Source organism: Candidatus Solirubrobacter pratensis (assembly GCF_000425945.1).
Classification (GTDB): domain Bacteria; phylum Actinomycetota; class Thermoleophilia; order Solirubrobacterales; family Solirubrobacteraceae; genus Solirubrobacter; species Solirubrobacter pratensis.
This window is the reverse complement of the sequence record NZ_AUEK01000007.1, coordinates 569,265-590,848: the sequence shown is the minus strand read 5'-3', so window position 1 is coordinate 590,848 and position 21,584 is coordinate 569,265. Positions and strand designations below refer to the sequence as shown.

The following is a 21,584-nucleotide window of genomic DNA, read 5'->3' as shown; positions in this document are numbered from 1 at the left end:
CGCGAATGGCAGGCTGGCGTCCTGTATCACAGGGCCGCCGCGGAAGATCATCCGGCTATGAGCACTCCCCGCACCGCTCAGACGATCGTCGCCCGGCTCACGAACGTCGCCCTCACCCCGGGGCGCGACGCGCACGACCGCCAGCGCGAGCTCGTCCGCGCGAGCCTGCTGGCCCGTTAGGCCACGACCCGCAGGACGCCCGGCGCCACCGCGAAGCGCGCTTCGAGCTCTTCGCCGATGTAGTCGCCGTCGACCTGGAGCGGGAGCGGGCGCGCGTCGGCGGACTTCACGACCGCCTCGGCGAACCCGCCGAACGCCGCGATCCCCCGGTGCTTGGCGATCCGCGCCGCACCCGAGAGGGCGCGGAACGTGACGGTCGGGACGTCGTACGGGCGCGCCCGCGTGAGCACGACGCCGGCCAGCGCGCCGGACTCGAAGCCGCCGCCTTCGACCAGCGGCACCGCGCGCGACTTGAAGTACGTGTAGTTGGCGGAGTTCTGCACGAACGCGCTGACACCGCTCACCGGCGGCGCGCCGTCGACCTCGATCGTCAGCTTCGGCGGGTTCACGACATAGCGCGACAGGAACGTCGCGACGGCCGACTCGACGAAGTAGAACGGGCCGAAGCGCGCCTTCAAGGCCGGGTGGGAGTCCACGCGCTTGACGACGCTCGCGTCGAGCCCCATGCCCGCCGCGAACGTGAAGTAGCGGCCGTTGAGCATGCCGAGGTCGACCGGGCGCGGCTCCCAGCGGTCGGCCAGCCGCAGCAGGTGCTCGGTGGCGTCCACGACGTCGGTCGGGATGCCGAGCTCCTTCGCGAACACGTTGTTGGAGCCGCCCGGCAGCGCGGTCAGCGCCGTCTGGGTGCCGGCGAGGCCGTTGGCCGCCTCGTTGACCGTGCCGTCGCCGCCGAACGCGACCACGATGTCGTATTGGGCGGCCGCCGCCTGGAGACAGAGCTCGGTCGCGTGCCCCCGGCGCTGGGTCTCGACGACGTCGACGTCGTAGCGGCCCTGGAGCGCGTAGACCACGAGGTGGCGCAGCCGCTCCTTCATCGCCGTCGCGATCGGGTTGACGATCACGAGCATGCGCTTGGCCCGGCCCTTGCCCTGAAGGGCCGCGACCACTGGGTCCACTACAGCCATCTGCGCCGCCGGAAGAAGAGCGCGACGCCCACCACCACGGCGAGCATGACGACCATGATGACCCAGAACGCGTGGATGGATCCTTCGCCCGGGACCCGCACGTTCATGCCGAAGATGCTGGCGATCAGCGTCAGCGGCAGGAAGATGATGCTGATCGCGGTCAGGACGCGGAACGTCTCGTTCGTGCGGTGCGCGAGCGCGGACTCGTTCGTGGCCTCCAGGCCCTCGACGACTTCCTTGTAGTTCTCGAGCATGTCCCACACGCGCTCGGACGCGTCGATGATGTCCTCGAAGTAGATGTCGAGGTCCTCGGCGATGTAGCGCGCCTTGTTGCGCTCGAGGTCGCGGAACGCGGCGCGCTGCGGGCGCACGACCTTGCGGAAGTTGATGATCTCCTGCTTGACGTTGGAGATGTCGCGCACGACCTCCTCGCCCTTGCCCTCGAAGATGTCCTCCTCGATGCGCTCGAGCTTGTTGCCCATCTTCGCGAGCATCGGGAACGACGCGTCGACCGAGTCGTCGACGATCTTGTAGAGCAGGTAGCCGGGGCCCTTGGCGAAGATGTCCTCGCGGATGTCCTCGTTGGTGCGGCAGCGCTCGAAGAGGTACTCGATCGGCTGCAGCGGCTCGTTCGGCAGCGTGATCAGGAAGTCGGGGCCGACGAAGATGTCGACCTCGGCCGCGTTCAGGCGCGAGACGCGCTTGTCGTAGCGCGGGAAGTGCAGCACGATGAACAGGTAGTCGTCGTACTCGTCGACCTTCGGGCGCTGGTTGCGCGAGCGGACGTCCTCGTAATCGAGCGGGTGGAAGTCGAAGTGCTCCTCCAGCCACGCCATGTCGATGGTGCGGGGGCGCTCGATGTTGATCCAGCGGAGGCCCGGCGCCTCGACGAGCTCGACGCGGGGCTCTGTCGCGTCCGGCTGTGCCTCAACGACCGCGCGCGAGCGGCGACCGAACGGGCTGCGTGGCAGGCTCGGCATGACGAGGACTGAGGGGCTCGTCGGTCGTCGGCATCATGCGCGGAATTGTATCCCCCGAGGTCAGGTTTTCGCTACGCTTGCCGACCACATAGCTGGACGCATCCAGAGGGGTGGAGGGATTGGCCCATTGAAACCCCGCCAACCTGTCCCGGTCGCACGCCGGGACAAGGTGGCAATTCCATCAGGCTCCAACGAACAAGCCTGGGAGATGCGGTGATGGGGCTACCGGTCTCCCGAGTCGACCCCCCGCCGCACCACCGGGCGGAGGAAACAGACCACATGCCGGCAGATGCCCTGAAGTGCAAGGAGTGCTCCACCACGTACCCCCTCGAGGCGAGGTTCGTATGCGAACGGTGCTTCGGCCCGCTCGAGGTCGCCTACGCGCGGCCTGAGGAGGACCCCGCCGCGCTGCGCCGCCGGATCCAGGCGGGCCCGCACACGCTCTGGCGCTACGCCGACTTCCTGCCGCTCGAAGGCCCGGCGCGCTCGGCGCTGCCGACGGGGTGGACGCCGCTGGTGAAGGCCGATCGCCTCGCGCACGTGCTCGGGATCGGTGAGCTGTACATCAAGAACGAGACCGCGAACCCGACGCACTCCTTCAAGGACCGCGTCGTCTCGGTCGCGCTGGCGCGTGCAAAGGAGCTCGGCTTCGACACGCTCGCGTGTGCCAGCACCGGCAACCTCGCCAACGCGGTCGCGGCGCACGCCGCCGCCGCCGGGCTGCCCGCGTACGTGCTGATCCCGCACGACCTCGAGGAGCAGAAGGTGCTCGCCACCGGCTCCTACGGCGCGCAGATCGTCGCCGTCCGGGGCAACTACGACGACGTCAACCGCCTCTGCACGGAGGTCTCGGGCGAGCGGCCCAACTGGGCGTTCGTCAACGTCAACCTGCGCCCGTACTACGCCGAGGGCTCCAAGACGCTCTCCTTCGAGGTCGTCGAGCAGCTCGGCTGGGAGCTGCCCGACCGGGTCGTGGGCCCGATCGCCTCCGGCTCGCAGTTCACCAAGCTCGCGCGCGGGTTCGACGAGTTCATCGCCGCCGGCCTGGTCGAGGGCTCGACGCCGATCATGAACGGCGCTCAGGCGCTCGGCTGCTCCCCTGTCGCGACCGCGTTCGCCGAGGGCCACGACATCGTGCGTCCCGTCAAGCCCGACACGATCGCCAAGTCGCTCGCGATCGGCAACCCGGCCGACGGCCCGTACGCGATCGAGCTCGCGCGCCGCACCGGGGGCAGCATCGACTCGGTCACCGACGACGAGATCCGTGCCGGCATCTCGCTGCTCGCGAAGACGACCGGCATCTTCACGGAGACCGCCGGCGGCGTGACGATCGCGACGCTCAAGAAGCTCGCCGAGCGCGGGGACATCGACAGGGACGAGCGGGTGGTCGCGATGATCACCGGCGACGGCCTCAAGACGCTGGACGCGGTCCGAGACACGTTCGAGGTCGCCGAGATCGGCGCCTCGCTGGACGCCTTCGACGCCCGTTTCGCCCCCCAGGAGGTGACGGTCTGATGCCGGTCACGGTCAAGCTCCCGACGCAGCTGCGCGACGCCGCGGGCGGCAACGCCTCCGCCACGGTCGAGGGCGGCACGGTCGGCGAGGCGCTGGAGGCGCTCTACAGCGAGCACGGCGAGCTGCGCGGGCGGATCGCCGACGACAGCGGCGAGCTGCGTCGCTTCGTCAACGTCTACCTCAAGGGCGAGGACATCCGCTTCCTCGACGGGCTCGAGACCGCGGTGTCCGACGGCGACGAGGTGACGATCCTCCCGGCCGTCGCGGGCGGATGACGCGGATCGACGAGGCGCTCGCGTCGGGCGCGGGGCCGGCGGTCTCGTTCGAGTTCTCGCCGCCGCGCTCGGTCGAGGCCGAGCTGGGCTTCTGGACCGCGATCGAGGAGCTCTCGGCGCTGCAGCCCGCGTTCGTCTCGGTCACCTGCGGCGCGGGCGGGACCACGCGCGACCTCACGCTCGCGGTCGTGCGCCGGCTGGCGCGCGAGCGCGGGCTCGAGGCAGTCCCGCACGTCACGGCGACCGGCTTCACCCGACGCGGCCTCGTCGCGCTGCTCGCCGAGGCGTTCGCGGGCGGCGCGGACAACGTGCTCGCGCTGCGCGGCGATCCGCCGCGCGGGGAGTCGACGTGGAGCGCGCCGCCGGGCGGCGTCCAGAGCTCGCTCGAGCTGATCGGCCTCGCCGCCGACGCCGGCTTCTGCGTGCTCGGCGCCGCCTACCCCGAGCCGCATCCCGACTCGCGCGGCTGGACGCACGACCTCGAGCACGTGCGCGCGAAGATCGCCGCCGGCGTGCGCGTGCTGATCACGCAGCTGTTCTTCGACAACGACGACTACCGCCGTTACGTCGATCGCCTGCGCGCGGCCGGGATCGACGTGCCGGTGCTGCCGGGCATCATCCCGATCGCGAGCATCGCGCAGATCGAGCGGATGACGGAGCTCTGCGGCGCGCGCATCCCGGTGGCGCTGCGACGGGAGCTCGAGGCGCGCCAGGACGACCCGCGCGCGGTCGCCGAGCTCGGCGTCGCCTACGCGACCGCCCAGGCCGCGGAGCTGCTCGCCGGCGGCGCGCCCGGCATCCACCTGTACACGCTCAACCGCTCCCCGGCGACACGCGCCATCGTGTCGGCGCTGCGCGCCTCCGGGGCGCTGTCGGCGGCCGCGGTCACGACGTAGGGCGAGTCCACCCGCGCCGCGCCCACGTCTCTCAGCCGGCGCGCCGAACCGCGCCCGGCGGCGCCGTGCCGCGGGGCGCGAAGTCGTCCGCGCTGACCAGATCGCGCTCGAACGCCAGGGCCAGGCAGTCGGCCAGCGTCTCCATGCTCTCCGCGACCGAGCGTTCGTACTCCGCGACGATCAGCGTGCGGTATTCCGCCTGGCGGCGGTCCAGCTCGCGCATGTCGGCTCGCGTGTGCGGTGCCTGCACCCAGATGGTGCAGTCCGCGCAGCGCAGCTCGACGAGCATGACGTCCGCGCCCTTCGCCTCGCAGCGCAGCGGCTGGAGGAACGTGGACCCGCACCGCGGGCACATTGTCAACGCTGCCACGGACGCCGAATCTACGGCGCGCGCCGGACGGAATCCGGGGGGATTGTGATTCTCGTCGCAAAGTGCCGATACTTGGGGATGTGAGCATCCCCGATCCGTCCCCGCAGGACACGACGCAGACCGAACGGCGGCTCGCGGCGTTCGGGATGTCCCCCGACGCTGCGAAGACCTACGCCGCGTTCCTCTCGGGCCGGCGCTCGATCGCGTCGTTCCCGCGCGAAGACCGCTGAAAGAGCGCGCCGGCAGCCCCCCGCAGGCGCGGAGGGCGCTGCACCTACCCGACGCCGCTCGACGACGCCGCCGCCGTCGGCTCCGCCACAGGCCCGTCGACCCGCAGCGTGAGGACCTGGCCGTGCCAGCCGTCGAGCTCGAACGTGCCGCTGCGGCGGAAGCCTTGGCGCTCGTACCAGGTCACCAGCTCCGGCGCGTCCGCCCAGCAGTCGACGCGCAGCAGCACGGCACCGGCCTCTCGCGCTTCGGCCGCCGCGCGCCGCACGAGCGCGCCGCCGACGCCGCGCCCCGCGTGCCGGGGCGACGTCACCAGCGCCTCGATGTAGCGCTCCGACTTCGCCACCGGGGAGACCCATGGCGGGCGAGCGCCGAGCACGAGCGCTCCCGCGACCTCGCCGTCGAGCAGCGCGATCCGCAGGCCGCCGCTCGCGGCCCACTCCGTCGCCTGCGCAACTCGCCGTTCGAGCGTGGAGAACGGCCGGCTTTCCCACCCGCCCATGCGGCCGCTGGCGACCAGCCGCGCGACCGCCTCGTCGAACAGCTCGAGCACCGTTCCGGCGTCGGAAGGACCGCCCTCCCGGATCTCCATGCACGTCACGCTAGCGGAGGCACGCGCTCGCGCAGGCACCCGACCAGCTCGCGCGCGTCGCGCACCACCATGTCGGCGCCGAGCTCGAGCGGGGCGGCGCTGGTCTGCGCCGTCCACAGCTGGCCGCCCGCGACGATCAACGGCCGCGGCGCGAGCTCGGCGAGCGCTTCGATCAGCTCGAGCACGCCATGCAGCACGCCTGCCGTCGCCGAGGAGAGCGCGACGACGTCCGGCCGCTCCTGGTCGACCAGCTCGACGATGTCGCGCACCGGCGGCCCGGCGCCGAGCAGGATCGCCTCCCAGCCGTCGCACTCGAGGAAGTCCGCCACCATCCGCGCGCCGAGCGAGTGCTCCTCCTGCGGGGTCCCGGTCACGATCGCGAGGCGGCCGTCCTTGGGCGGCAGCTCGCGCTGCGCGCTCAGCACGTCCAGCACCGACTGCGCGATCACGGTCGCGTAGTGCTCGTGCGCGACGTTCAGGTCCCCGAGCGCCCAGCGGTGGCCGACCTCGTAGAGCGCGGGCTGCAGGACGTCGACGTAGATGTCGGGGATCGCGACGCCGCCTGCGACCGCAGCGTCCACGGCGCGGCGCGCCCGCGCGGAGTCGCGGGCGATCAACGCCTGCAGGAAGTCGTCGCGGTGGATCTCCGCGCAGGCCATGCTCGCGCACGGTAACGTCTGAGGTGGTGGAATGCGATGTCCGCCGGCCAGCAGATAACCGTGGAGTGCCCGTACTGCGGAGCGACCTACGAGGTGTGGCCGCAGAGCGCGCCGGTGCTCGGCCTCGATCCGGAGCTCGGCGATCCCGGCTGGGTCGCCTCGCACGCCGCCGCGACCTGCCCTGAGTGCGGTAGGAGCGCCTGCTGCGGCGGGCTCTTGGCCGACCACTAGACCTAGGTCGGTTGCGGCGCGTCCGACCGCGGGCGTACCGTCACGGACATGGCGGATGCGACCGACCCCGACGAGACCGGGAAGGATCCCGTCGCCGATGCGCTCGGCAGCATCGACGCCGCGCGCCACGTCGCGCTCCTGACCGGGATGCCCGAGCAAGCCGCGGCGACCTACGCCGCGTTCCATTCCGGCCGCTGGGCTCAGGGCCCGGCGGGCCGCCGGGCCGCCGCATAGCCTAGGAAGCGCCCCGCGCGCGGCGGGGCGCTCCCTGAGGGCTCGCTTCGCTAGCGGGCGCTGACCTTCAGCGTCCGGGTGGTCGCGCCGCTGCGCACCTTGAGCACGACGCGCGGCGCCTTCTTGAGCCGCTTGGCCGACCGCAGCCGCACCGTCACCTTGCCCTTGCCGGACTTCGTCGTCGTCTTCTTGGTGCCGGCGAGCCGGGCGCTGCCCGTCAACTTCGCCGTGCGGCTGCTCGGCGCGACGGCGGTGATCGTGCACACGATCGTCTTGCCGTTGGCCGACAGGTCGCAGGTCACGCGGACGCTCGGGCTGTCGCCCGGGTCACCCTTGTCGCCCTTGGCGCCGGCGGGACCCGCGGGACCGGTCGCCCCGGTCGCCCCGGTCGCGCCGGTGGGACCCGCCGGACCCGCCGGGCCCGTCGCGCCGGCCGGGCCTGCCGGGCCGGCGGGACCCTGCGCGCCCGACGACGCCGCCGACACGCACAGGCCCTTCGTCGTCGAGTCGGCGTCGCCCGCCGAGTTGGTGCCGGTCACGCGAGCGCTGACGAGGTGGCCGAGATCGGCGCCGGTCAGCGTGTACGTGCTCGCCGTCGCTCCGCCGATCACGTCGCCGTCGCGCAGCCACTCGTAGCTGGTCGACGCCGGGTTGTTGAGGAACCCGCCGTTGACGACGGTCAGCACGGAGCCGACCGTCGGCGTGCCGGTGAGCGTCGCCGGGTTCGCCGGCAGCGGCGCCTGGACGAGCGCCGCCGCGGCCACGATCCGCACCGGGCGGTCGATCGACTTGACGTTGCCCGCCTTGTCCTCGATCTCCGCGTGCAGCGTGATCGTCGTGCCGGCCTGCGACGGGGCGGGGTAGTAGCGGAACTGGAACGGGAACGACTTCTTGGCCTTCACGAGCTGCCCGCCGACGTAGAGGCGGACCTCCTTGACGTCGCCGCGCTCGTCATGGCCGACGACCTCGGCGTCGACGGGATCGCTCGCGGCGATCGACTCGTTCTCGGCCGGGTACGTGAACTGCCCCACCGGCGGCGTCGTGTCGGCAGCGCCCGGCAGCAGGTAGCTGAACGCCCGGGCGACCAGCGCGTCGCGCGTCGCCTGGTCGACCTGCTCCAGCCCGAAGCCGAAGGTGATCGTGTCGCGCGTCGAGATCGCCACGCCGCCGTTGGCGGCCTGCGCCGGGGCCGTCTGCACGTCGAGCTCGGCGCGCTCCTGGCGCAGCGGCTGCTGCGAGGTCACGCTCGAGAGCGTGCGCAGGCGGGTGACCGACTTGGCCCGCGGCGCGGGGGCGCCGGCCGCGTCCTGATTCGGGTCGTCGCCCGCCGCGGTGTCGACGGCGAACGGCGCCAGCCCGGCGAAGATGCCGCCGGCGACGGGGCCGACCGGCGCTCCGTCGTAGGTCGCCGAGCCGTAGCCTCCGGCGCGCGCGGCGACGCCGAAGAAGTACTGCTCGATGTCGTTGTTGATGTTGTGCGGGCGGATGAACGCCGTACCCGGGCGGTCGTCGTCGCCGAGGTTGTTCGGCGGGTAGTTGAACCCGTAGAACTGGTCGGGGTTGAAGAGGAAGCTCGAGTACGCCGTCAGGCTGGTGCTCGTCGACGCGAACGTCACGTTGACGTTGCGGCCGTCGAGCACGGCCTTGCCGCCCTCGTTGAGGTAGTCGCGCAGGTTGAACCATCCCTTGGCGGCCCACTGCGAGACGGTCGTCGAGCCGCTGAACGCGGTTGGCGTGCTCAGATGGCGCGGGTTGGTCTCCGCGGCGTCCTGCGGGACGTAGTCGTCGCCGGTGTAGTAGTCGACGGCGTCGAAGTGCGAGAGCACGCCCAGGAACGTCGGGTACTTCAGGCCCGGCCGGCCGTCGGCGTTGGCGGGCGGCGCGTCGACGTCGAACGTGTCGACCTCGTAGCCGGCCGCCTTCAGCGCGTCGACGTGCTGCTGCAGGTAGCGCGGCGCCGTCGCGTAGCCGGGCTTGCGGTTGGGCGAGGTGCCGGTGTAGTCCTCGGCGGCGACGACGAGCACCCGCTTCTTGCTCTTGTCGTGCTGCGTCGACGCGATGCGGTAGGAGAAGCGCTGCTGCTGGCCGCCCGCGCGGACGGTCACCTGCACCGTGTCACCGGCGGCCGGGGTGCGCGGGGCGGCGGCGGTGCCCCAGTTGTCCGGCAGCGTCGCCCGGACGCGGACGAAGTAGGCGCCCGGCACGTCGCCGTAGCGCTCGCCGCCCTTGTACTCCTCGGCGCGCAGCAGCTGCGAGCGGCTCGCGCCGCCGGGACCGGAGATCGTGGCCGAGATGTCGACCGGGCCGAGCGAGCGGCGGACGACCGCCTCGACGATCTGCGGGCCGCCGTAGGACACGTCGAACTTCGTCGGCTGGATGTCGAGCGTCGGCTTGACCTGGTACTCGGCCGGATCCTGCGTGTAGTTCGACGGGCGGTCGACGTGCGTGGCCGAGTTGACCATGTTCAGCGCCAGGTCGAGGTTCTTGTCGAACACGGCCCTGACCTTGGCCTCGTCGTCGGGGAAGACGAACGAGCTGCCCGACGCGCCGGCGGTGGCCGCGGTGTCGAGCTCGGGCGTGAAGCCGATCGTGCCGAACTGGAAGTACGCCCAGTCGACGGTCTCGCCGTGCGTCACGTAGAGGTCGGACGCCTGGTCGGGCTGGTAGGGGTCGACGGCGGCGTCGCCGTCGGTGCCGGTGAGCGCGCGCGACAGCGTCTCGTCGTCCGACGGCCGGTTGGTGATGAATCCGAAGGACGCGTTCAGCAGCTGCGCGGCCGAGTGGTAGTTGAGGTTGTAGACCGGCTTGATCCTGCGGATGAAGCGGTCGTACGCGGCGTTCTCCGGCTCGGAGTTCGCGTAGGGGCCGCGGTAGTCCTCGGCGCTCGGGCTCGGGCTCGAGCCCTCGTTGTCCAGCGCCCACTGCTCCGGGAAGTTGCGGTTCGGGTCGACGCCGTCGCCCGCGTTGCCGTAGATGCCGTCGTTGTTGTTGTCGCGCAGCGTCTTGCGCCACAGGCGGTTGGAGTTCGCCGCGCCCGGGCCGCACAGCGCCACTGTGGCGCCGGTGCCGCACGTGAACGTGTAGTCGTAGCCGTCGGGGTTGAAGACGGGGAGGACCCAGATCTCGGTCGTCTTGAGGATGTCGCGGATCTTCGGGTCGTGCTTGTGCTCGAGGAACCACTTCGCCTCGCGGCGCGCGACCTCGGCCGCGATCCATTCGCGCGCGTGGTTGACGGCGCCGAACAGCACGGCCGGGCGCGAGCCGTCGGCCACGTTGCGCGCGTCGTCGGTGATCTTGATCGCGAGGATCGGCTTGCCGAGCAGCGAGGTGCCGATCGTCACGAGCTTGGCGACGTCGCGGTTGGCGCCGGCCTCGGCGCGCAGCTCGTCGGCGATGCCGCCCTTCTCGGAGTAGCTGCGGAACACGTCGTAGAACGGGTTGGGGCTGTCGCCGCCGGTGTCGAGCTTCTTGGTCTTCGCCAGGGCCTCTTGGGTCAGCGTGATCCCCTTGGCCTCGAGCTTGGCCGCCTGCGACGGCGTGATCGCGAGCTGGAGCTCCTGCTCGCCGGCGACGCTCGCGTCGAAGCCGGCGTGGTCGAGCTCGATGCCGGAGTCGGCGACGACCCCGGCCTGATCGCGGGTGACCGTGGCCTCGTAGGGCGTGAGGTACTCGTTCTTCGTGGCCGCGACCGCGGGGGTCGCGCCCAGGGTCAATACGGCGAGGGACAGCGCGAGAGCGCGCGTGCGCAAAGGGTTCCCTTTCGCTGGGTGAACGGACGGCGCCAAACTATGCGGAAATCCGATCGGCTTTGGGGGTTTTACGTGTGGAGATCTCTCAACGCCCGTTCGCCCCGCACACCCGGAACTCCCCTGGTGCGCTCATGCAAGGCGCGCGCTTAGAGATATAGGCGCCGCCAGGCGTCCCACCAGCGGGGCGCCTGGCTCTCGACCGTCCGCGGGCCGGTCAGCGTGACGCCCTCGCGATGGCGGTAGACGTCGGCGTCGTCGGGCGTCGCGAGCTCGACGGTGATCGTGCACGGCGCCCCCGGGTCATAGACGGGCGCGTCGCGCAGACGGGAGACCGCCTGCATCACGCCCGTCTCCAGCATCCCGCGCGCGCGGGCGGGGGCGACGTGGCGGGCGGAGAAGCGACCGAGGCCCTGCTTGACCGTGACGGTGCGCAGTGCGGGCCCGAGCAGCTCGGCGGCCTCGGCGCACACGACGTCGTCGCCGCTGACAAGCGCGACCGGGCAACCCCAGGTGCCGCACAGCGCGGCGTTGATGCCGACCTCGCCGACGGCGACGCCGTTGAAGCGCAGCTCGTGCCAGCGCGTGCTCGACACGGTGTGCGAGAGGACGCCGCGCTCGGCGCCGGCGCGCGCGTGCTGGCCGACGAGCAGCGCCGCGTCGCAGCCCGTCTCGAGCAGCTCCGTGTACCCGGTCCACTCGTGCTGCACGACGAACTCGCAGCGCTCGTCGAGCGCGTCGGGGATCAGCGAGTTGAACGAGCGGTCGCCGCCGGCGCCGTGGCAGTCCATCACCACGACCTCGCTCGCGCCGCCCTCGAACGCGCCGCGCACCGCCGCGTTGAGCTCCTCGGTGTAGAGCCGCCGGCCCTCCTCGTAGCCGTCCGCGCCGGCGTTGACCTGGTTCCAGCGGCAGATCCCGGCGACGCCCTCCATGTCGCTGATGATCAGGACCTTCAATCGTCGTCCCCGACCGGGTCCCCGTCGCCACCGAGGCGGTGCGCGAGCGTCTCCAGCGCCCACTCCGCCTGGGCCAGCGTCTCGCGCGCGTCGCTGATCAGCTTCTGGATCTCGCGCACCTGGTCCTCGAGGCTCTTGCCGGCCGGCACCATCGCGCAGGCAACGCTACAGGCTCCGACCGGGGCGGTATGGTCCGCTCGTGGACCTGCACCCCGGCGAGGACGTCGTCTTCGAAGGCCACCCGTCATGGCGGGCGGTGCTGTCGTTCTACATCACGGGCACGGTCGCGGTCGTGGTGATCGCCGTGATCGTCGCGCTGGTGGTCAGCGTCGTGGCCGGCGTGCTGGCCGCGATCGTGCTGTTCGCGCTCACGGTCGCCGTCGGGCTCGTCAAGCGGATGAGCACGACGTACATGGTCACGAGCCAGCGGCTCTACATCCGCCGCGGCATCTTCTCCAAGGCCGAGCAACAGACGCGCATCGACCGCGTGCAGAACGTCAACACCAGGCAGTCGCTGCTCCAGCGCGTCCTGTCGGTCGGCACGGTCGACTTCGACACCGCGGGCACCGACGACAGCGAGTTCCGCTTCGTCGGGATCGCCGATCCGGGACGCGTGGTCGGGGCCGTGGACCGCGCGCAGCGCGAAGCGGCCGAGGGCTGATCCGGCGAGGTCGCGGGGCGCCTGCCGTGTGAGGCTGACGCGCCCGGCAGGATTCGAACCTGCGACCTCGCGCTCCGGAGGCGCGCGCTCTATCCACTGAGCTACGGGCGCTAGCGGCCACGGAGCTTAGCGGTAGCGTTGGCGCGTGCCGAAGACGATCGCGTTCTTCCCCGAGGGCGCATATGGGCCGACGAACAACTGCGTCGGGATCGGGGACGTGCTGCGGCGGCGTGGACACCGGGTGGTGTTCATCGTCGAGGAGAGCTTCAGGGGGACGCTGGAGGCGCAGGGGTTCGAGGAACGGACGATGCGCCTGTCGCCGCCTCCCGAGGCTCCGGAGGTGCCCGGGCAGTTCTGGAAGGACTTCATCCGCGACACCGCGCCGGTGTTCCGCAAGCCGACGATCGAGCAGCTGTCGGAGTTCATCGCGCCGACGTTCCAGGCGCTGGTGGACGGCGCGCGCTACGTGGACGACCGCCTGCGCGAGATCTTCGGCGAGCTGCGGCCCGACGTGATCGTCGAGGACAACGTGGTCAGCTTCCCGGCGCTGCCGGCGAGCGGGATCCCGTGGGTGCGGATCGTCTCGTGCAACCCGGCCGAGCTGAAGGACCCAGCCGTGCCGCCGACGTTCTCCGGCTACCCGGCGAACGACCCGACCGGGTGGGACGAGTACTGGGACGAGTACGCCCGCGTCCATCGCGACATGCACGCGGAGTTCGACGCGTTCTGCCGCGAGCGCGGGGCGCCGCCACTGCCGCCGCTCGAGCTTGCGCACAGCTCCACCCACCTCAACCTCACGCTGTTTCCCGCCGAGGTGGACTACGCGCGCGCGAATCCGCTCGACGGCACGTGGCACAACCTCGAGGCGTGCGTGCGCACGACCGACGCGCCGTACGAGGCCCCGGCGGGGGAGGGGAAGCTCGTCTACCTGAGCCTCGGCTCGCTCGGGTCGGCGGACATCGCGCTGATGCAGCGCCTGATCGACACCCTGGCCGCAACGCCGCATCGCGTGATCGTCTCGCTCGGCCCGCAGCACGAGCTGCTGAGGCTCCCGGACCACATGACCGGCGCCGAGTTCCTGCCGCAGACCTCGATCCTCCCGCAGGTCGACGCCGTCGTCACGCACGGCGGCAACAACACGATCACCGAGTGCCTGTGGTTCGGCAAGCCGACCGTCGTGCTGCCGCTGTTCTGGGACCAGTACGACAACGCGCAGCGGATGGACGAGACCGGCTTCGGCGTGCGGCTGGACACGTACGGCCATGCGCCGGAGGAGCTCACCGCCGCGCTCGATCGCGTCCTCGGCGACGGCGCGCTGCACCAGCGGCTCGCGGCCGTCTCGGAGCGACTCCACCGGCGGCCAGGCACCGAGCACGCCGCCGATCTGATCGAGCGGCTGACGTGATCCTCGCCGTCATCAGCGACACGCATCTGCCCAAGGGCGCGCGCCGGATGCCCGATGCGTGCGTCGAGCGCCTGCGCAGCGCCGACGCGATCCTGCATGCCGGCGACCTGTTCGAGCTGTCGGTCCTGCGCGACCTCGAGTCGCTCGGGCCGCCGGTCCACGCCGTGCGCGGCAACGTGGACACCCCGGAGCTGCGGCTGATCCTGCCCGCGACGCGGATCGTCGAGGGCCGGATCGCGATGATCCACGACGCCGGCCCGGCGCCCGGCCGGCTGGCGCGGATGCGCAAGCTGTTCCCGGACGCGGAAGCCGTCGTGTTCGGTCATTCGCACATCCCGCTCCACGAGGAGCGGGACGGGTTCCAGATCTTCAACCCCGGCTCGCCGACCGAGCGCCGCCGCGCTCCGCGCCACACGATGGGGATGGTCACCGTCGCGACCGGACGACTGGAGTTCGAGCTCATCGCCCTTGACTGATGGCTTTCGAAAGCTATCTTTCGAAACATGTCTTTCGAGAGGCCGCGGGAGGTCACCGATCCCAAGGCGATGCGCGCGCTCGCGCATCCCGTGCGGCTGGAGCTGCTGGAGCTGCTCGCAGAAGGCCCGCTGACGGCGACCGAGGCGGGGGAGCGGGTGGGGGAGAGCCCGGCCAACGCGTCGTTCCACCTGCGCCAGCTGGCCAAATACGGCTTCGTCGAGGAGGCTGGGACGCAGGGCCGACGCCGGCCGTGGAAGCTCAAGCAGCTCGGCATGCGGTTCACCGACGTCCACGACGACGAGGCGACCGCCGGCGCCGCCCGCCGGCTGGACCGCACGTTCCGCGCCCGCTACCTCGCTCGCCTCGAGCAGGGGATGCAGGAGCGCGACGCCCTGCCGCGGGAGTGGCGCGAGGTCACCGGCGGCAGCCAGTTCCTGCTCTACCTGACGCCCGCCGAGCTGCGCGAGCTCGACGAGGAGATCACGCAGATGCTGCTGGCCCGCTACGCCGACCGCCGCGACGGCACCAAGCCGCGGCCGCCCGGCACCAGGCGGGTCGAGATGCTCGCCTTCGCCTACGTCCGGCCGGAGCCCTGATGCGCCGGCTGCTCGCGATCCGCGACGCGCGCATCTACCTCGCGGGCCAGTCGCTCTCGCTGCTCGGCGACACCGCGCTGTGGCTCGCGCTCGGCATCTGGGCCAAGGACCTGACCGGCTCGAACAGCGCCGCCGGCCTCGCGATCTTCTGCGTGATGGCGCCGCAGCTGCTCTCGCCGCTGGCCGGCCTGCTCGTCGACCGCGTGCGCCGGCGCCCGCTGCTGCTCGTCGTCAACCTCGTGACCGCCGGAGTCGTCCTGCTGCTGCTCGCGGCCGGCGAGCGCGTGTGGGTCATCTACGGGGTCGGCGCCGTCTACGGCGCGTCGTACACGCTGCTGGCCTCGGGCCAGTCGGCGCTGCTCGCGACGCTCGTCCCCCCGGACCTGCTCGGGGACGCGAACGCCCTGCTGCAGACGGTGCGCGAAGGGCTGCGGCTCGTCGCGCCCGTGGCCGGCGCCGGGCTCTACGCGGCCGCCGGCGGCGCCGCCGTCGCCGTGCTCGACGCCGTGACGTTCGCGGTCGCCGCCGCCGCGCTCGCCGCCCTGCACGTGCGCGAGGCGAGGCCCGAGCCGCACGGCGAGCCGTGGCGGCGGGCGGTGACGGCCGGCGCGCGCCACATCCGCCGCACGCCGCCGCTGAAGCACGTCGTCACCGCGGGCGCGCTCGTCCTGCTCGCGCTCGGGTTCAGCGAGACGCTGCTGTTCGCGATCGCCGACGAGGGCCTCCACCGGCCGGTGTCGTTCGTGGGCGTGCTGATGGCGGTCCAGGGCGTCGGCGCGGTGGCCGGCGCCGCGCTCGCGACGCGCGTGATGCGCCGCGCGGGCGAGGAGCGCCTCGCCGCGGCAGGGATGGCGGTGCTGGCGGCGGGCATGCTCCTGATGGCGAGCGGCGCGCTCGGGATCGTGCTGGCGGGCAAGGCGCTGTTCGGCTTCGGGATCCCGTGGATCGTCGTCGGCGCGATGACGCTGCTCCAGCGGCTCACGCCCGGGCCGCTACAGGGGCGCACGTACTCGGCGGCGGAACTGCTGCTCGGCGTGCCGCAGACGTTCTCCGTGGCGCTCGGCGCGGCGCTGATCACCGTGGTCGACTACCGCGCGATGCTGCTCGCGATGGCGGTGGTGACGACGGCCGCCGCCGTCTACCTGCAGCACCGCGGGGAGAAACGGCCTCGCGCGCGGTTCGAGACGGCGCCGGCGCGCTGAGCGCTAGCCTCGCACGCCGTCGATGGACCTCTCGCTGTTCTTCGCCGGCACGGCCGGCTCCGTCCCCACGCCGCGGCGCGGGCTTCCCGCGCTGCTGCTGCGCGCCGGCGGGGACCGGATCCTGTTCGACTGCGGCGAGGGAACCCAGCAGCAGCTGCTGCGCTCGGTCGGGCTGCCTGAGCTCGACGCGATCTTCCTGACGCACTTCCACCTGGACCACTGGCTCGGGATCGTCGGGATGCTGAAGACGTTCGACCTGCGCGCGCGAGAGCGGACGCTCGACGTCTACGGCCCGCCGGGTCTGCGCGGACTGTTCCACACGCTCAAGCCGCTGATCGGGCGCACCTTCTACCCGCTCAACGTCCACGAGCTCGAGCCGCATGCCGACGTCCGCTTCGACGGCTACTCGATCGCCTCGTTCCCGGTCAAGCACGGTGCCGGGGCCTACGGCTACGCGTTCGTGGAGGACGACCGCCCGGGGCGCTTCGACGTGGAGACGGCGCGCTCGCTCGGCGTGACCGAAGGCCCCGACTTCGGGCGCCTGCAGCGCGGCGAGACGGTCGACGGCGTGCGGCCGGAGCAGGTCGTCGGGCCAACCCGCCACGGCCGCCGGATCGTCTACTCCGGCGACACCGCGCCGGTCCAGACGATCGAGGTCTACGCGCACCAGGCGGAGGTGCTCGTCCACGAGGCGACGTTCTTGGAGGACGAGCGCGCCCGCGCGCGTGAGACGGGGCACTCCACCGCGCGCCAGGCGGCGCAGGCGGCCGCCGACGCGGACGTGAAGCTGCTCGCGCTGATGCACCTCTCGACGCGCTACTTCCCGCGCGACGTGCGCGACGAGGCGCGGGCCGTGTTCGCGAACACGGTCGTCCCACGCGACTTCGAGGCGATCGAGGTCCCGTTCCCGGAGCGCGGCGAGCCGCACCTCGTCAAGCCGGAGCCCGAGGCATAGACGGCGTTGCGCTGGCCCTCGTCCTGACGGCGGCCGGAGCGCACGCGGCGTGGAACCTGCTCGCCAAGCAGGCGCGCAGCACCGGCTTCGCGCTGGTCTGGCTCTACGGCGTCGCGGCCGTCGGGCTGTGGGCGCCGCTCGCCGTGGTCGACGCCGCCGTCGAGGGCGGGCTCAGCTGGGCGGGCGCCGGCTTCATGGCCGGCTCCGGGCTGCTGCACGTCGGCTACTACACGTTCCTGCAGCGCGGCTACCGCGACGGCGACCTGTCGGTCGTCTACCCGCTCGCCCGCGGGACGGGCCCGGTGCTGAGCGTCGCGGGCGCGATCGTCTTCCTCGGCGAGCGGCCGTCGGAGCTCGGGCTCCTCGGCGGCGCGCTGATCGTCGCCGCCGTGCTCGTGCTGGCGCTCGGAGGCGCGCGCGCCGGGATCGGCGACGCGCTGATGACCGGCGCGTTCATCGCCGCGTACACGGTCTGGGACGCGCACGCGGTCGGCCCACTCGGCCAGCCGCCGGTCGCGTACTTCGTCGGCGCCGAGGTGATCCGCGCCGCGCTGCTGGCGCCGGCGGCGATGCGCGGCGACGTCGCGGGCGCCTGGCGACGCGACCGGCGCGCGATCCTCGGCGTCGGGGCGCTGTCGCCGCTCGCGTACGTGCTCGTCCTGTTCGCGCTCACGCGCGCGCCGATCTCGCTCGTCGCGCCGGTGCGCGAGTCCTCGGTCGTGCTCGGCGCGCTGCTCGGCGCGCGCGTGCTGGGGGAGGGCGAGTTGCTCAAGCGCATCCTCGCGGCGGCCGCGATCGCCGCGGGGATCGTTGTGTTGGCGCTGTCGTAGGTGCGTGGCGGGGTGGCGGGCTGCGCTCCGAGGGCGTCCGGAGCTGGTCGCGGCCCGCAGGGCGTGGTGGGACTCGAACTGCGTATCGAGGGAGGGCCGGGGGTCTGATGGCGGCTCGCGGGGCGGGGTGGCGCATCGGGGGCGGGTCCGGAGCTGGTGGCGGCCGGCGAGGCGCCGTGGCGGGCCGGAACTGCGCATCGAGGGCGGCCCCGGATCTGGTGGCGGCCCGCGCGGCGCCGTGGCGGACCGGAACTGCGCCTTCGAGGGCGGCCTTGGAGCTGGTGGCGGCCCGCGCGGCGGATACCGCGCTCGATCGATCATCGTCGGAGCAGAAACGAGCGTTTCCGATCACGACCGCGCTCCACCGCAGGGGGTGCCCTACGAACCTTCGAACATGTCGAAGGAAGGTGAGGCACCCCCCGGCCGGGACTGATCGTTTCCGCGAAACCGGCCCGCCTCCCTCGATGCCCGCAGTTCGCCGGCGCCCGAGGGCCGCGGCGCGGAGACTGCGCGAGGCCACGCAGGCCATGGCGCTTAGGCCGCACAGCGACGGCGCGGAGATCGCGCGATCGCACGCGCGCCGTACGCCGCCGCGGCGCGGAGACCCGCGCGACTTCGCGCCCGCCGCGGCGCGGAGACCGCGCGATCGCACGCGCGACTTCGCGGCCGCCGCGGCGCGGAGAACGCGCGAGCCCGCCGCAACGCGTCGGCCCGCGCTGCTAGAACTCCTTCCGCCCTTTAACCCGGTCCCGTGAGGCCAGGAAGGAAACCCGCCAGTGCCCGATACGAAGGTCGTCCTCGACGAGGACGACATCCGCCGCACGCTCGTGCGCATCGCGCATGAGATCGTCGAGAAGAACGCCGGCCGGCCCGTCGCCCTCGTTGGCATCCACCGCCGCGGCGCGCATCTCGCCCAGCGCCTGCACGCGCTCGTCGCCGGACTGGTCGACGAGGAGGTCCCGCTCGGTGACCTCGACATCGCGTTCTACCGCGACGACGTCGCGCTGCGGCCCGCCGACCCGGCGGTGCACGACACCAACCTGACGTTCCGGCTCGACGAGTACACCGTCGTCCTCGTCGACGACGTGCTCTACACGGGGCGCACCACGCGCGCGGCGATCGAGGCGCTGTTCGACTACGGGCGCCCGGCGCGCGTCCAGCTCGCCGTGCTGGTCGACCGCGGACACCGGGAGCTGCCGCTGCGCCCCGACTACGTCGGCAAGAACCTCCCGACCGCGCGCGGCGAGCGCGTCAACGTCCACGTCGTCGAGGTCGACGGCGCCGACGAGGTCACCATCACCGAGCTCGAGGAGGCGCTGGCCTAAATGCGACACCTGCTGTCCATCGCGGACCTGGACCGCCCGGCGATCGAGCGCATCCTCGACCGCGCGAAGACGTTCACCGAGGTCTCCGAGCGCGAGATCAAGAAGGTCCCGGCGCTGCGCGGCCGGCGCGTGCTGAACCTCTTCTACGAGGCGTCCACCCGGACGCGCTCCTCCTTCGAGCTGGCCGCCAAGTCGCTGTCGGCCGACGTGATCAACTTCGCCTCGTCCGGCTCGAGCGTCGAGAAGGGCGAGTCGCTCAAGGACACGGTCCAGACGATGTCCGCCTACCGGCCCGACCTGATCGTGATCCGCAGCCCGCACGTCGGCGCCGCCCAGCTCGTCGCGGGCTGGACGCCGGCGAGCGTCGTCAACGCCGGCGACGGCAAGCACGAGCACCCGACGCAGGCGCTGCTGGACGTCTACACGCTGCGCGAGCGCCTCGGCGCGCTCGACGGGGCCAGTATCTGGATCGTCGGCGACGTCCTGCACAGCCGCGTCGCGCGCTCGAACATCATGGCCTTCACCAAGCTGGGCGCGAAAGTGACCGTGTGCGGCCCGCCGACGCTGATCCCGCGCGCGATGGAGACGCTCGGCTGCGAGGTCGAGTACACGCTCGACCGCCTGCCCGAGGCCGACGTCGTCTACGCCCTGCGCATGCAGAAGGAGCGCATGACCGACAGCTTCGTCCCGTCGATCCGCGAGTACGCCGCGCAGTACCAGATCAACGGCCGCCGCCTCGGCGCACGCCAGGTGCTGATGCACCCGGGCCCCGTCAACCGCGGCGTCGAGCTCTCGGCCGAGGTGATCGACTCGCCGCAGGCCGTGATCGGCCAGCAGGTCGCCGCCGGCGTCGTCGTGCGCATGGCGGTGCTCTACGAGCTGCTCGCCGGCCGCAGCGCTCCGCAGCCCGCCGTCACGCCTGCCCCGGTGTCGGCATGACACAGCTCGACCACCGTCCCACACCGCCCGCCGACCTGCTGATCCGCGGCGCCCACGTGCTCGACCCCCGCACCGGGATCGACGCCCCCCACGACGTGCTGATCCGCGGCGGCGCGATCGCGCAGATCGGCGAGCCGGGCACGCTGGAGCACGACGGCGAGGTGATCGGCGGCGAGGGCCGCCATCTGTTCCCCGGCTTCGTCGACCCACACGTGCACCTGCGCGTGCCGGGGCAGGAGCACAAGGAGGACCTGGACTCGGGCACCCGCGCCGCGGCCGCCGGCGGCTTCGTCGCCGTCGTCGCGATGCCGAACACCGACCCGGTCGTCGACTCCGCGTCGATCCTCGGCTCGCTGCGTGAGGCCGCGCGGCGTGAGGCGCGCATCCCCGTCGGCTTCCTCGCATCCGTCACCCGCGGGCTCCACGGCGAGGCGCTGACCGAGATGGCCGAGCTGCGCGCCGCCGGCGCGCTCGGCTTCACCGACGACGGCAAGCCCGTCCATCGCGCCGGCATCCTGCGCAAGGCGCTCCAGTACCAGAAGCTCGCCGGCGGGATCATCGCGCTGCACGAGGAGGACCCGACGCTCTCCGGCCGCGGCGTGATGCACGAGGGCGAGGTCTCCGCGCGGCTCGGGCTCGCCGGCATCCCGAGCATCAGCGAGTCGACGCTGATCGCCCGCGACGCCTCGCTCGCCCGCTACGAGGACGGCCGGATCCACATCCAGCACCTGAGCGCGCGCGAGTCGGTCGAGGCGATCGCCGAGGCCAAGGCGCGCGGCGTGAGGATCACGTGCGAGGCGAGCCCGCACCATCTCACGCTCACGCACGACGCGCTGCTCGAGACCCTGGACACGCGGCTGAAGATGAACCCGCCGCTGCGCTCCGAGGACGACCGGCAGGCGCTGATCGCGGGCCTGCGCGACGGGACGATCGACTGCATCGCGACCGACCACGCGCCGCACGCGCGTGAGGAGAAGGAGGTGCCGTTCGAGGAGGCGCCGATGGGGACGACCGGGCTGGAGACCGCGTTCGCCGCGGTCTACACGGCGGACGTCATCCCGCTCGCGCTGCTCGTCTCCAAGCTCTCCGCCGGCGCCGCGCTGATGGGGCTGGCGACGCCCGAGATCGCCGTCGGCCGCCCCGCGAACCTCGTGCTGATCGACCTCGAGGCCGAGTGGGAGGTGGGGGAGGCCGGCTACGAGAGCCGCTCCGAGAACTGCGCGTTCGCCGGCCGGCGCCTGCGCGGCAGGGTCCTCACCACGGTCGCCGCCGGCGCCGTCGCCTACCGGGAGCGCAGCATCGCGCTCCAAGCCGCATGAGATGGCCAATGGGTTCGACGATGCCAATGGGGCTGCCACGGCCAT

At 72.3% G+C, this 21,584-nt stretch carries 25 protein-coding genes, 1 tRNA gene and 1 riboswitch; of the genes, 17 read left to right on the top strand and 9 right to left on the bottom strand.

The annotated features are described in order from the left end of the window. Positions 1-57: 57 nt before the first annotated feature. Positions 58-180 carry a hypothetical protein gene (locus tag H958_RS48690; RefSeq protein ID WP_255325416.1) on the top strand — a complete coding sequence of 41 codons (123 nt, stop codon included), beginning with the start codon at positions 58-60 and terminating at the stop codon, positions 178-180. On the opposite strand, the gene H958_RS36255 is transcribed toward H958_RS48690, so the two are convergent. Both H958_RS36255 and corA read right to left on the bottom strand, forming a co-directional pair. Beyond that, positions 177-1,136 (bottom strand): diacylglycerol/lipid kinase family protein, encoded by a 960-nt coding sequence (locus H958_RS36255; protein ID WP_051324049.1) that lies wholly within the window; start codon positions 1,134-1,136, stop codon positions 177-179. The genes H958_RS48690 and H958_RS36255 overlap by 4 nt on opposite strands. Then, a complete protein-coding gene (gene corA, locus H958_RS0110245) occupies positions 1,136-2,125 on the bottom strand; it encodes a magnesium/cobalt transporter CorA (RefSeq protein WP_028058609.1) in 990 nt (329 codons plus the stop codon). Before corA ends, H958_RS36255 begins: the two co-directional genes overlap by 1 nt. A gap of 95 nt (positions 2,126-2,220) precedes the next feature. Continuing rightward, positions 2,221-2,340: riboswitch (SAM riboswitch) on the top strand. A 64-nt stretch (positions 2,341-2,404) separates the two neighbouring features. On the opposite strand from corA, the gene thrC reads away from it, so the two are divergent. Genes thrC through H958_RS36250 form a run of 3 tightly spaced genes read left to right on the top strand, consistent with a single transcriptional unit; the run spans position 2,405 to position 4,811 of the window. After that, positions 2,405-3,640: a threonine synthase gene (gene thrC / locus H958_RS0110240; RefSeq protein WP_028058608.1), complete on the top strand. Its 1,236-nt coding sequence runs from the start codon at positions 2,405-2,407 to the stop codon at positions 3,638-3,640. Continuing rightward, positions 3,640-3,915: a ubiquitin-like small modifier protein 1 gene (locus H958_RS0110235; RefSeq protein ID WP_028058607.1), complete on the top strand. Its 276-nt coding sequence runs from the start codon at positions 3,640-3,642 to the stop codon at positions 3,913-3,915. The genes thrC and H958_RS0110235 overlap by 1 nt, the downstream gene beginning before the upstream one ends. Beyond that, positions 3,912-4,811: a methylenetetrahydrofolate reductase gene (locus H958_RS36250; RefSeq protein WP_051324048.1), complete on the top strand. Its 900-nt coding sequence runs from the start codon at positions 3,912-3,914 to the stop codon at positions 4,809-4,811. The genes H958_RS0110235 and H958_RS36250 overlap by 4 nt, the downstream gene beginning before the upstream one ends. Before the next feature lie 31 nt (positions 4,812-4,842). Here the strand turns inward: H958_RS36250 and H958_RS0110225 are convergent, their stop codons facing one another. Next, positions 4,843-5,100 carry a hypothetical protein gene (locus tag H958_RS0110225; RefSeq protein ID WP_156027879.1) on the bottom strand — a complete coding sequence of 86 codons (258 nt, stop codon included), beginning with the start codon at positions 5,098-5,100 and terminating at the stop codon, positions 4,843-4,845. A gap of 161 nt (positions 5,101-5,261) precedes the next feature. On the opposite strand from H958_RS0110225, the gene H958_RS46160 reads away from it, so the two are divergent. Next, entirely contained in the window at positions 5,262-5,411 is a 150-nt protein-coding gene (locus tag H958_RS46160; RefSeq protein WP_156027877.1) for a hypothetical protein, read from the top strand. 44 nt (positions 5,412-5,455) lie between these two features. On the opposite strand, the gene H958_RS36245 is transcribed toward H958_RS46160, so the two are convergent. Together H958_RS36245 and H958_RS47470 are read right to left on the bottom strand one after the other, a co-directional pair. Next, entirely contained in the window at positions 5,456-6,001 is a 546-nt protein-coding gene (locus H958_RS36245; RefSeq protein WP_051324047.1) for a GNAT family N-acetyltransferase, read from the bottom strand. A 5-nt stretch (positions 6,002-6,006) separates the two neighbouring features. Next, the gene (locus H958_RS47470) at positions 6,007-6,660 is read right to left on the bottom strand and encodes a cobalamin B12-binding domain-containing protein (protein WP_028058605.1); all 654 of its coding nucleotides are present in this window, start codon (positions 6,658-6,660) and stop codon (positions 6,007-6,009) included. A gap of 36 nt (positions 6,661-6,696) precedes the next feature. On the opposite strand from H958_RS47470, the gene H958_RS47465 reads away from it, so the two are divergent. Both H958_RS47465 and H958_RS47460 read left to right on the top strand, forming a co-directional pair. Further along, positions 6,697-6,891 (top strand): CpXC domain-containing protein, encoded by a 195-nt coding sequence (locus tag H958_RS47465; protein WP_028058604.1) that lies wholly within the window; start codon positions 6,697-6,699, stop codon positions 6,889-6,891. Between the two features lie 48 nt (positions 6,892-6,939). Then, positions 6,940-7,125 carry a hypothetical protein gene (locus H958_RS47460; RefSeq protein WP_028058603.1) on the top strand — a complete coding sequence of 62 codons (186 nt, stop codon included), beginning with the start codon at positions 6,940-6,942 and terminating at the stop codon, positions 7,123-7,125. Positions 7,126-7,175: 50 nt separating this feature from the next. Here the strand turns inward: H958_RS47460 and H958_RS36235 are convergent, their stop codons facing one another. The 3 genes from H958_RS36235 to H958_RS46155 form a co-directional block, all read right to left on the bottom strand. Continuing rightward, entirely contained in the window at positions 7,176-10,874 is a 3,699-nt protein-coding gene (locus tag H958_RS36235) for a M14 family zinc carboxypeptidase (RefSeq protein ID WP_156027875.1), read from the bottom strand. A 146-nt stretch (positions 10,875-11,020) separates the two neighbouring features. After that, positions 11,021-11,830, bottom strand: a complete 810-nt coding sequence (locus H958_RS0110190; RefSeq protein ID WP_028058602.1) for a M55 family metallopeptidase — start codon at positions 11,828-11,830, stop codon at positions 11,021-11,023. After that, positions 11,827-11,982: a hypothetical protein gene (locus tag H958_RS46155; protein WP_156027873.1), complete on the bottom strand. Its 156-nt coding sequence runs from the start codon at positions 11,980-11,982 to the stop codon at positions 11,827-11,829. Before H958_RS46155 ends, H958_RS0110190 begins: the two co-directional genes overlap by 4 nt. 47 nt (positions 11,983-12,029) lie before the next feature. Between H958_RS46155 and H958_RS0110180 the strand changes: the two genes are divergently transcribed. Beyond that, positions 12,030-12,491: a PH domain-containing protein gene (locus H958_RS0110180; RefSeq protein WP_028058601.1), complete on the top strand. Its 462-nt coding sequence runs from the start codon at positions 12,030-12,032 to the stop codon at positions 12,489-12,491. A 38-nt stretch (positions 12,492-12,529) separates the two neighbouring features. On the opposite strand, the gene H958_RS0110175 is transcribed toward H958_RS0110180, so the two are convergent. Continuing rightward, positions 12,530-12,602 (bottom strand) — tRNA-Arg (locus H958_RS0110175). A 34-nt stretch (positions 12,603-12,636) separates the two neighbouring features. Here H958_RS0110175 and H958_RS0110170 point away from each other — a divergent pair. The 9 genes from H958_RS0110170 (at position 12,637) to H958_RS0110130 (ending at position 21,539) form a co-directional block, all read left to right on the top strand. Further along, complete coding sequence (locus tag H958_RS0110170; RefSeq protein WP_028058600.1) at positions 12,637-13,896, top strand: glycosyltransferase; 1,260 nt, start codon at positions 12,637-12,639, stop codon at positions 13,894-13,896. Then, entirely contained in the window at positions 13,893-14,372 is a 480-nt protein-coding gene (locus H958_RS0110165) for a metallophosphoesterase family protein (protein WP_028058599.1), read from the top strand. Before H958_RS0110170 ends, H958_RS0110165 begins: the two co-directional genes overlap by 4 nt. Positions 14,373-14,399: 27 nt before the next feature. Next, on the top strand, positions 14,400-14,969 hold the full coding sequence (locus H958_RS0110160) for a winged helix-turn-helix domain-containing protein (RefSeq protein WP_028058598.1): 570 nt from the start codon (positions 14,400-14,402) through the stop codon (positions 14,967-14,969). Then, on the top strand, positions 14,969-16,171 hold the full coding sequence (locus tag H958_RS36230) for an MFS transporter (protein WP_051324046.1): 1,203 nt from the start codon (positions 14,969-14,971) through the stop codon (positions 16,169-16,171). The genes H958_RS0110160 and H958_RS36230 overlap by 1 nt, the downstream gene beginning before the upstream one ends. 22 nt (positions 16,172-16,193) lie before the next feature. After that, positions 16,194-17,126, top strand: coding sequence for a ribonuclease Z (locus tag H958_RS36225; protein ID WP_037409757.1), 933 nt, complete (start codon positions 16,194-16,196; stop codon positions 17,124-17,126). A 143-nt stretch (positions 17,127-17,269) separates the two neighbouring features. Continuing rightward, the gene (locus H958_RS0110145; protein WP_051324045.1) at positions 17,270-17,956 is read left to right on the top strand and encodes an EamA family transporter; all 687 of its coding nucleotides are present in this window, start codon (positions 17,270-17,272) and stop codon (positions 17,954-17,956) included. A 776-nt stretch (positions 17,957-18,732) separates the two neighbouring features. After that, positions 18,733-19,281 (top strand): bifunctional pyr operon transcriptional regulator/uracil phosphoribosyltransferase PyrR, encoded by a 549-nt coding sequence (gene pyrR / locus H958_RS0110140; RefSeq protein WP_028058596.1) that lies wholly within the window; start codon positions 18,733-18,735, stop codon positions 19,279-19,281. Next, positions 19,282-20,220, top strand: coding sequence for an aspartate carbamoyltransferase catalytic subunit (locus H958_RS0110135; protein ID WP_028058595.1), 939 nt, complete (start codon positions 19,282-19,284; stop codon positions 20,218-20,220). Next, the gene (locus H958_RS0110130) at positions 20,217-21,539 is read left to right on the top strand and encodes a dihydroorotase (protein WP_028058594.1); all 1,323 of its coding nucleotides are present in this window, start codon (positions 20,217-20,219) and stop codon (positions 21,537-21,539) included. Before H958_RS0110135 ends, H958_RS0110130 begins: the two co-directional genes overlap by 4 nt. The last annotated feature ends 45 nt before the right edge of the window (positions 21,540-21,584 follow it).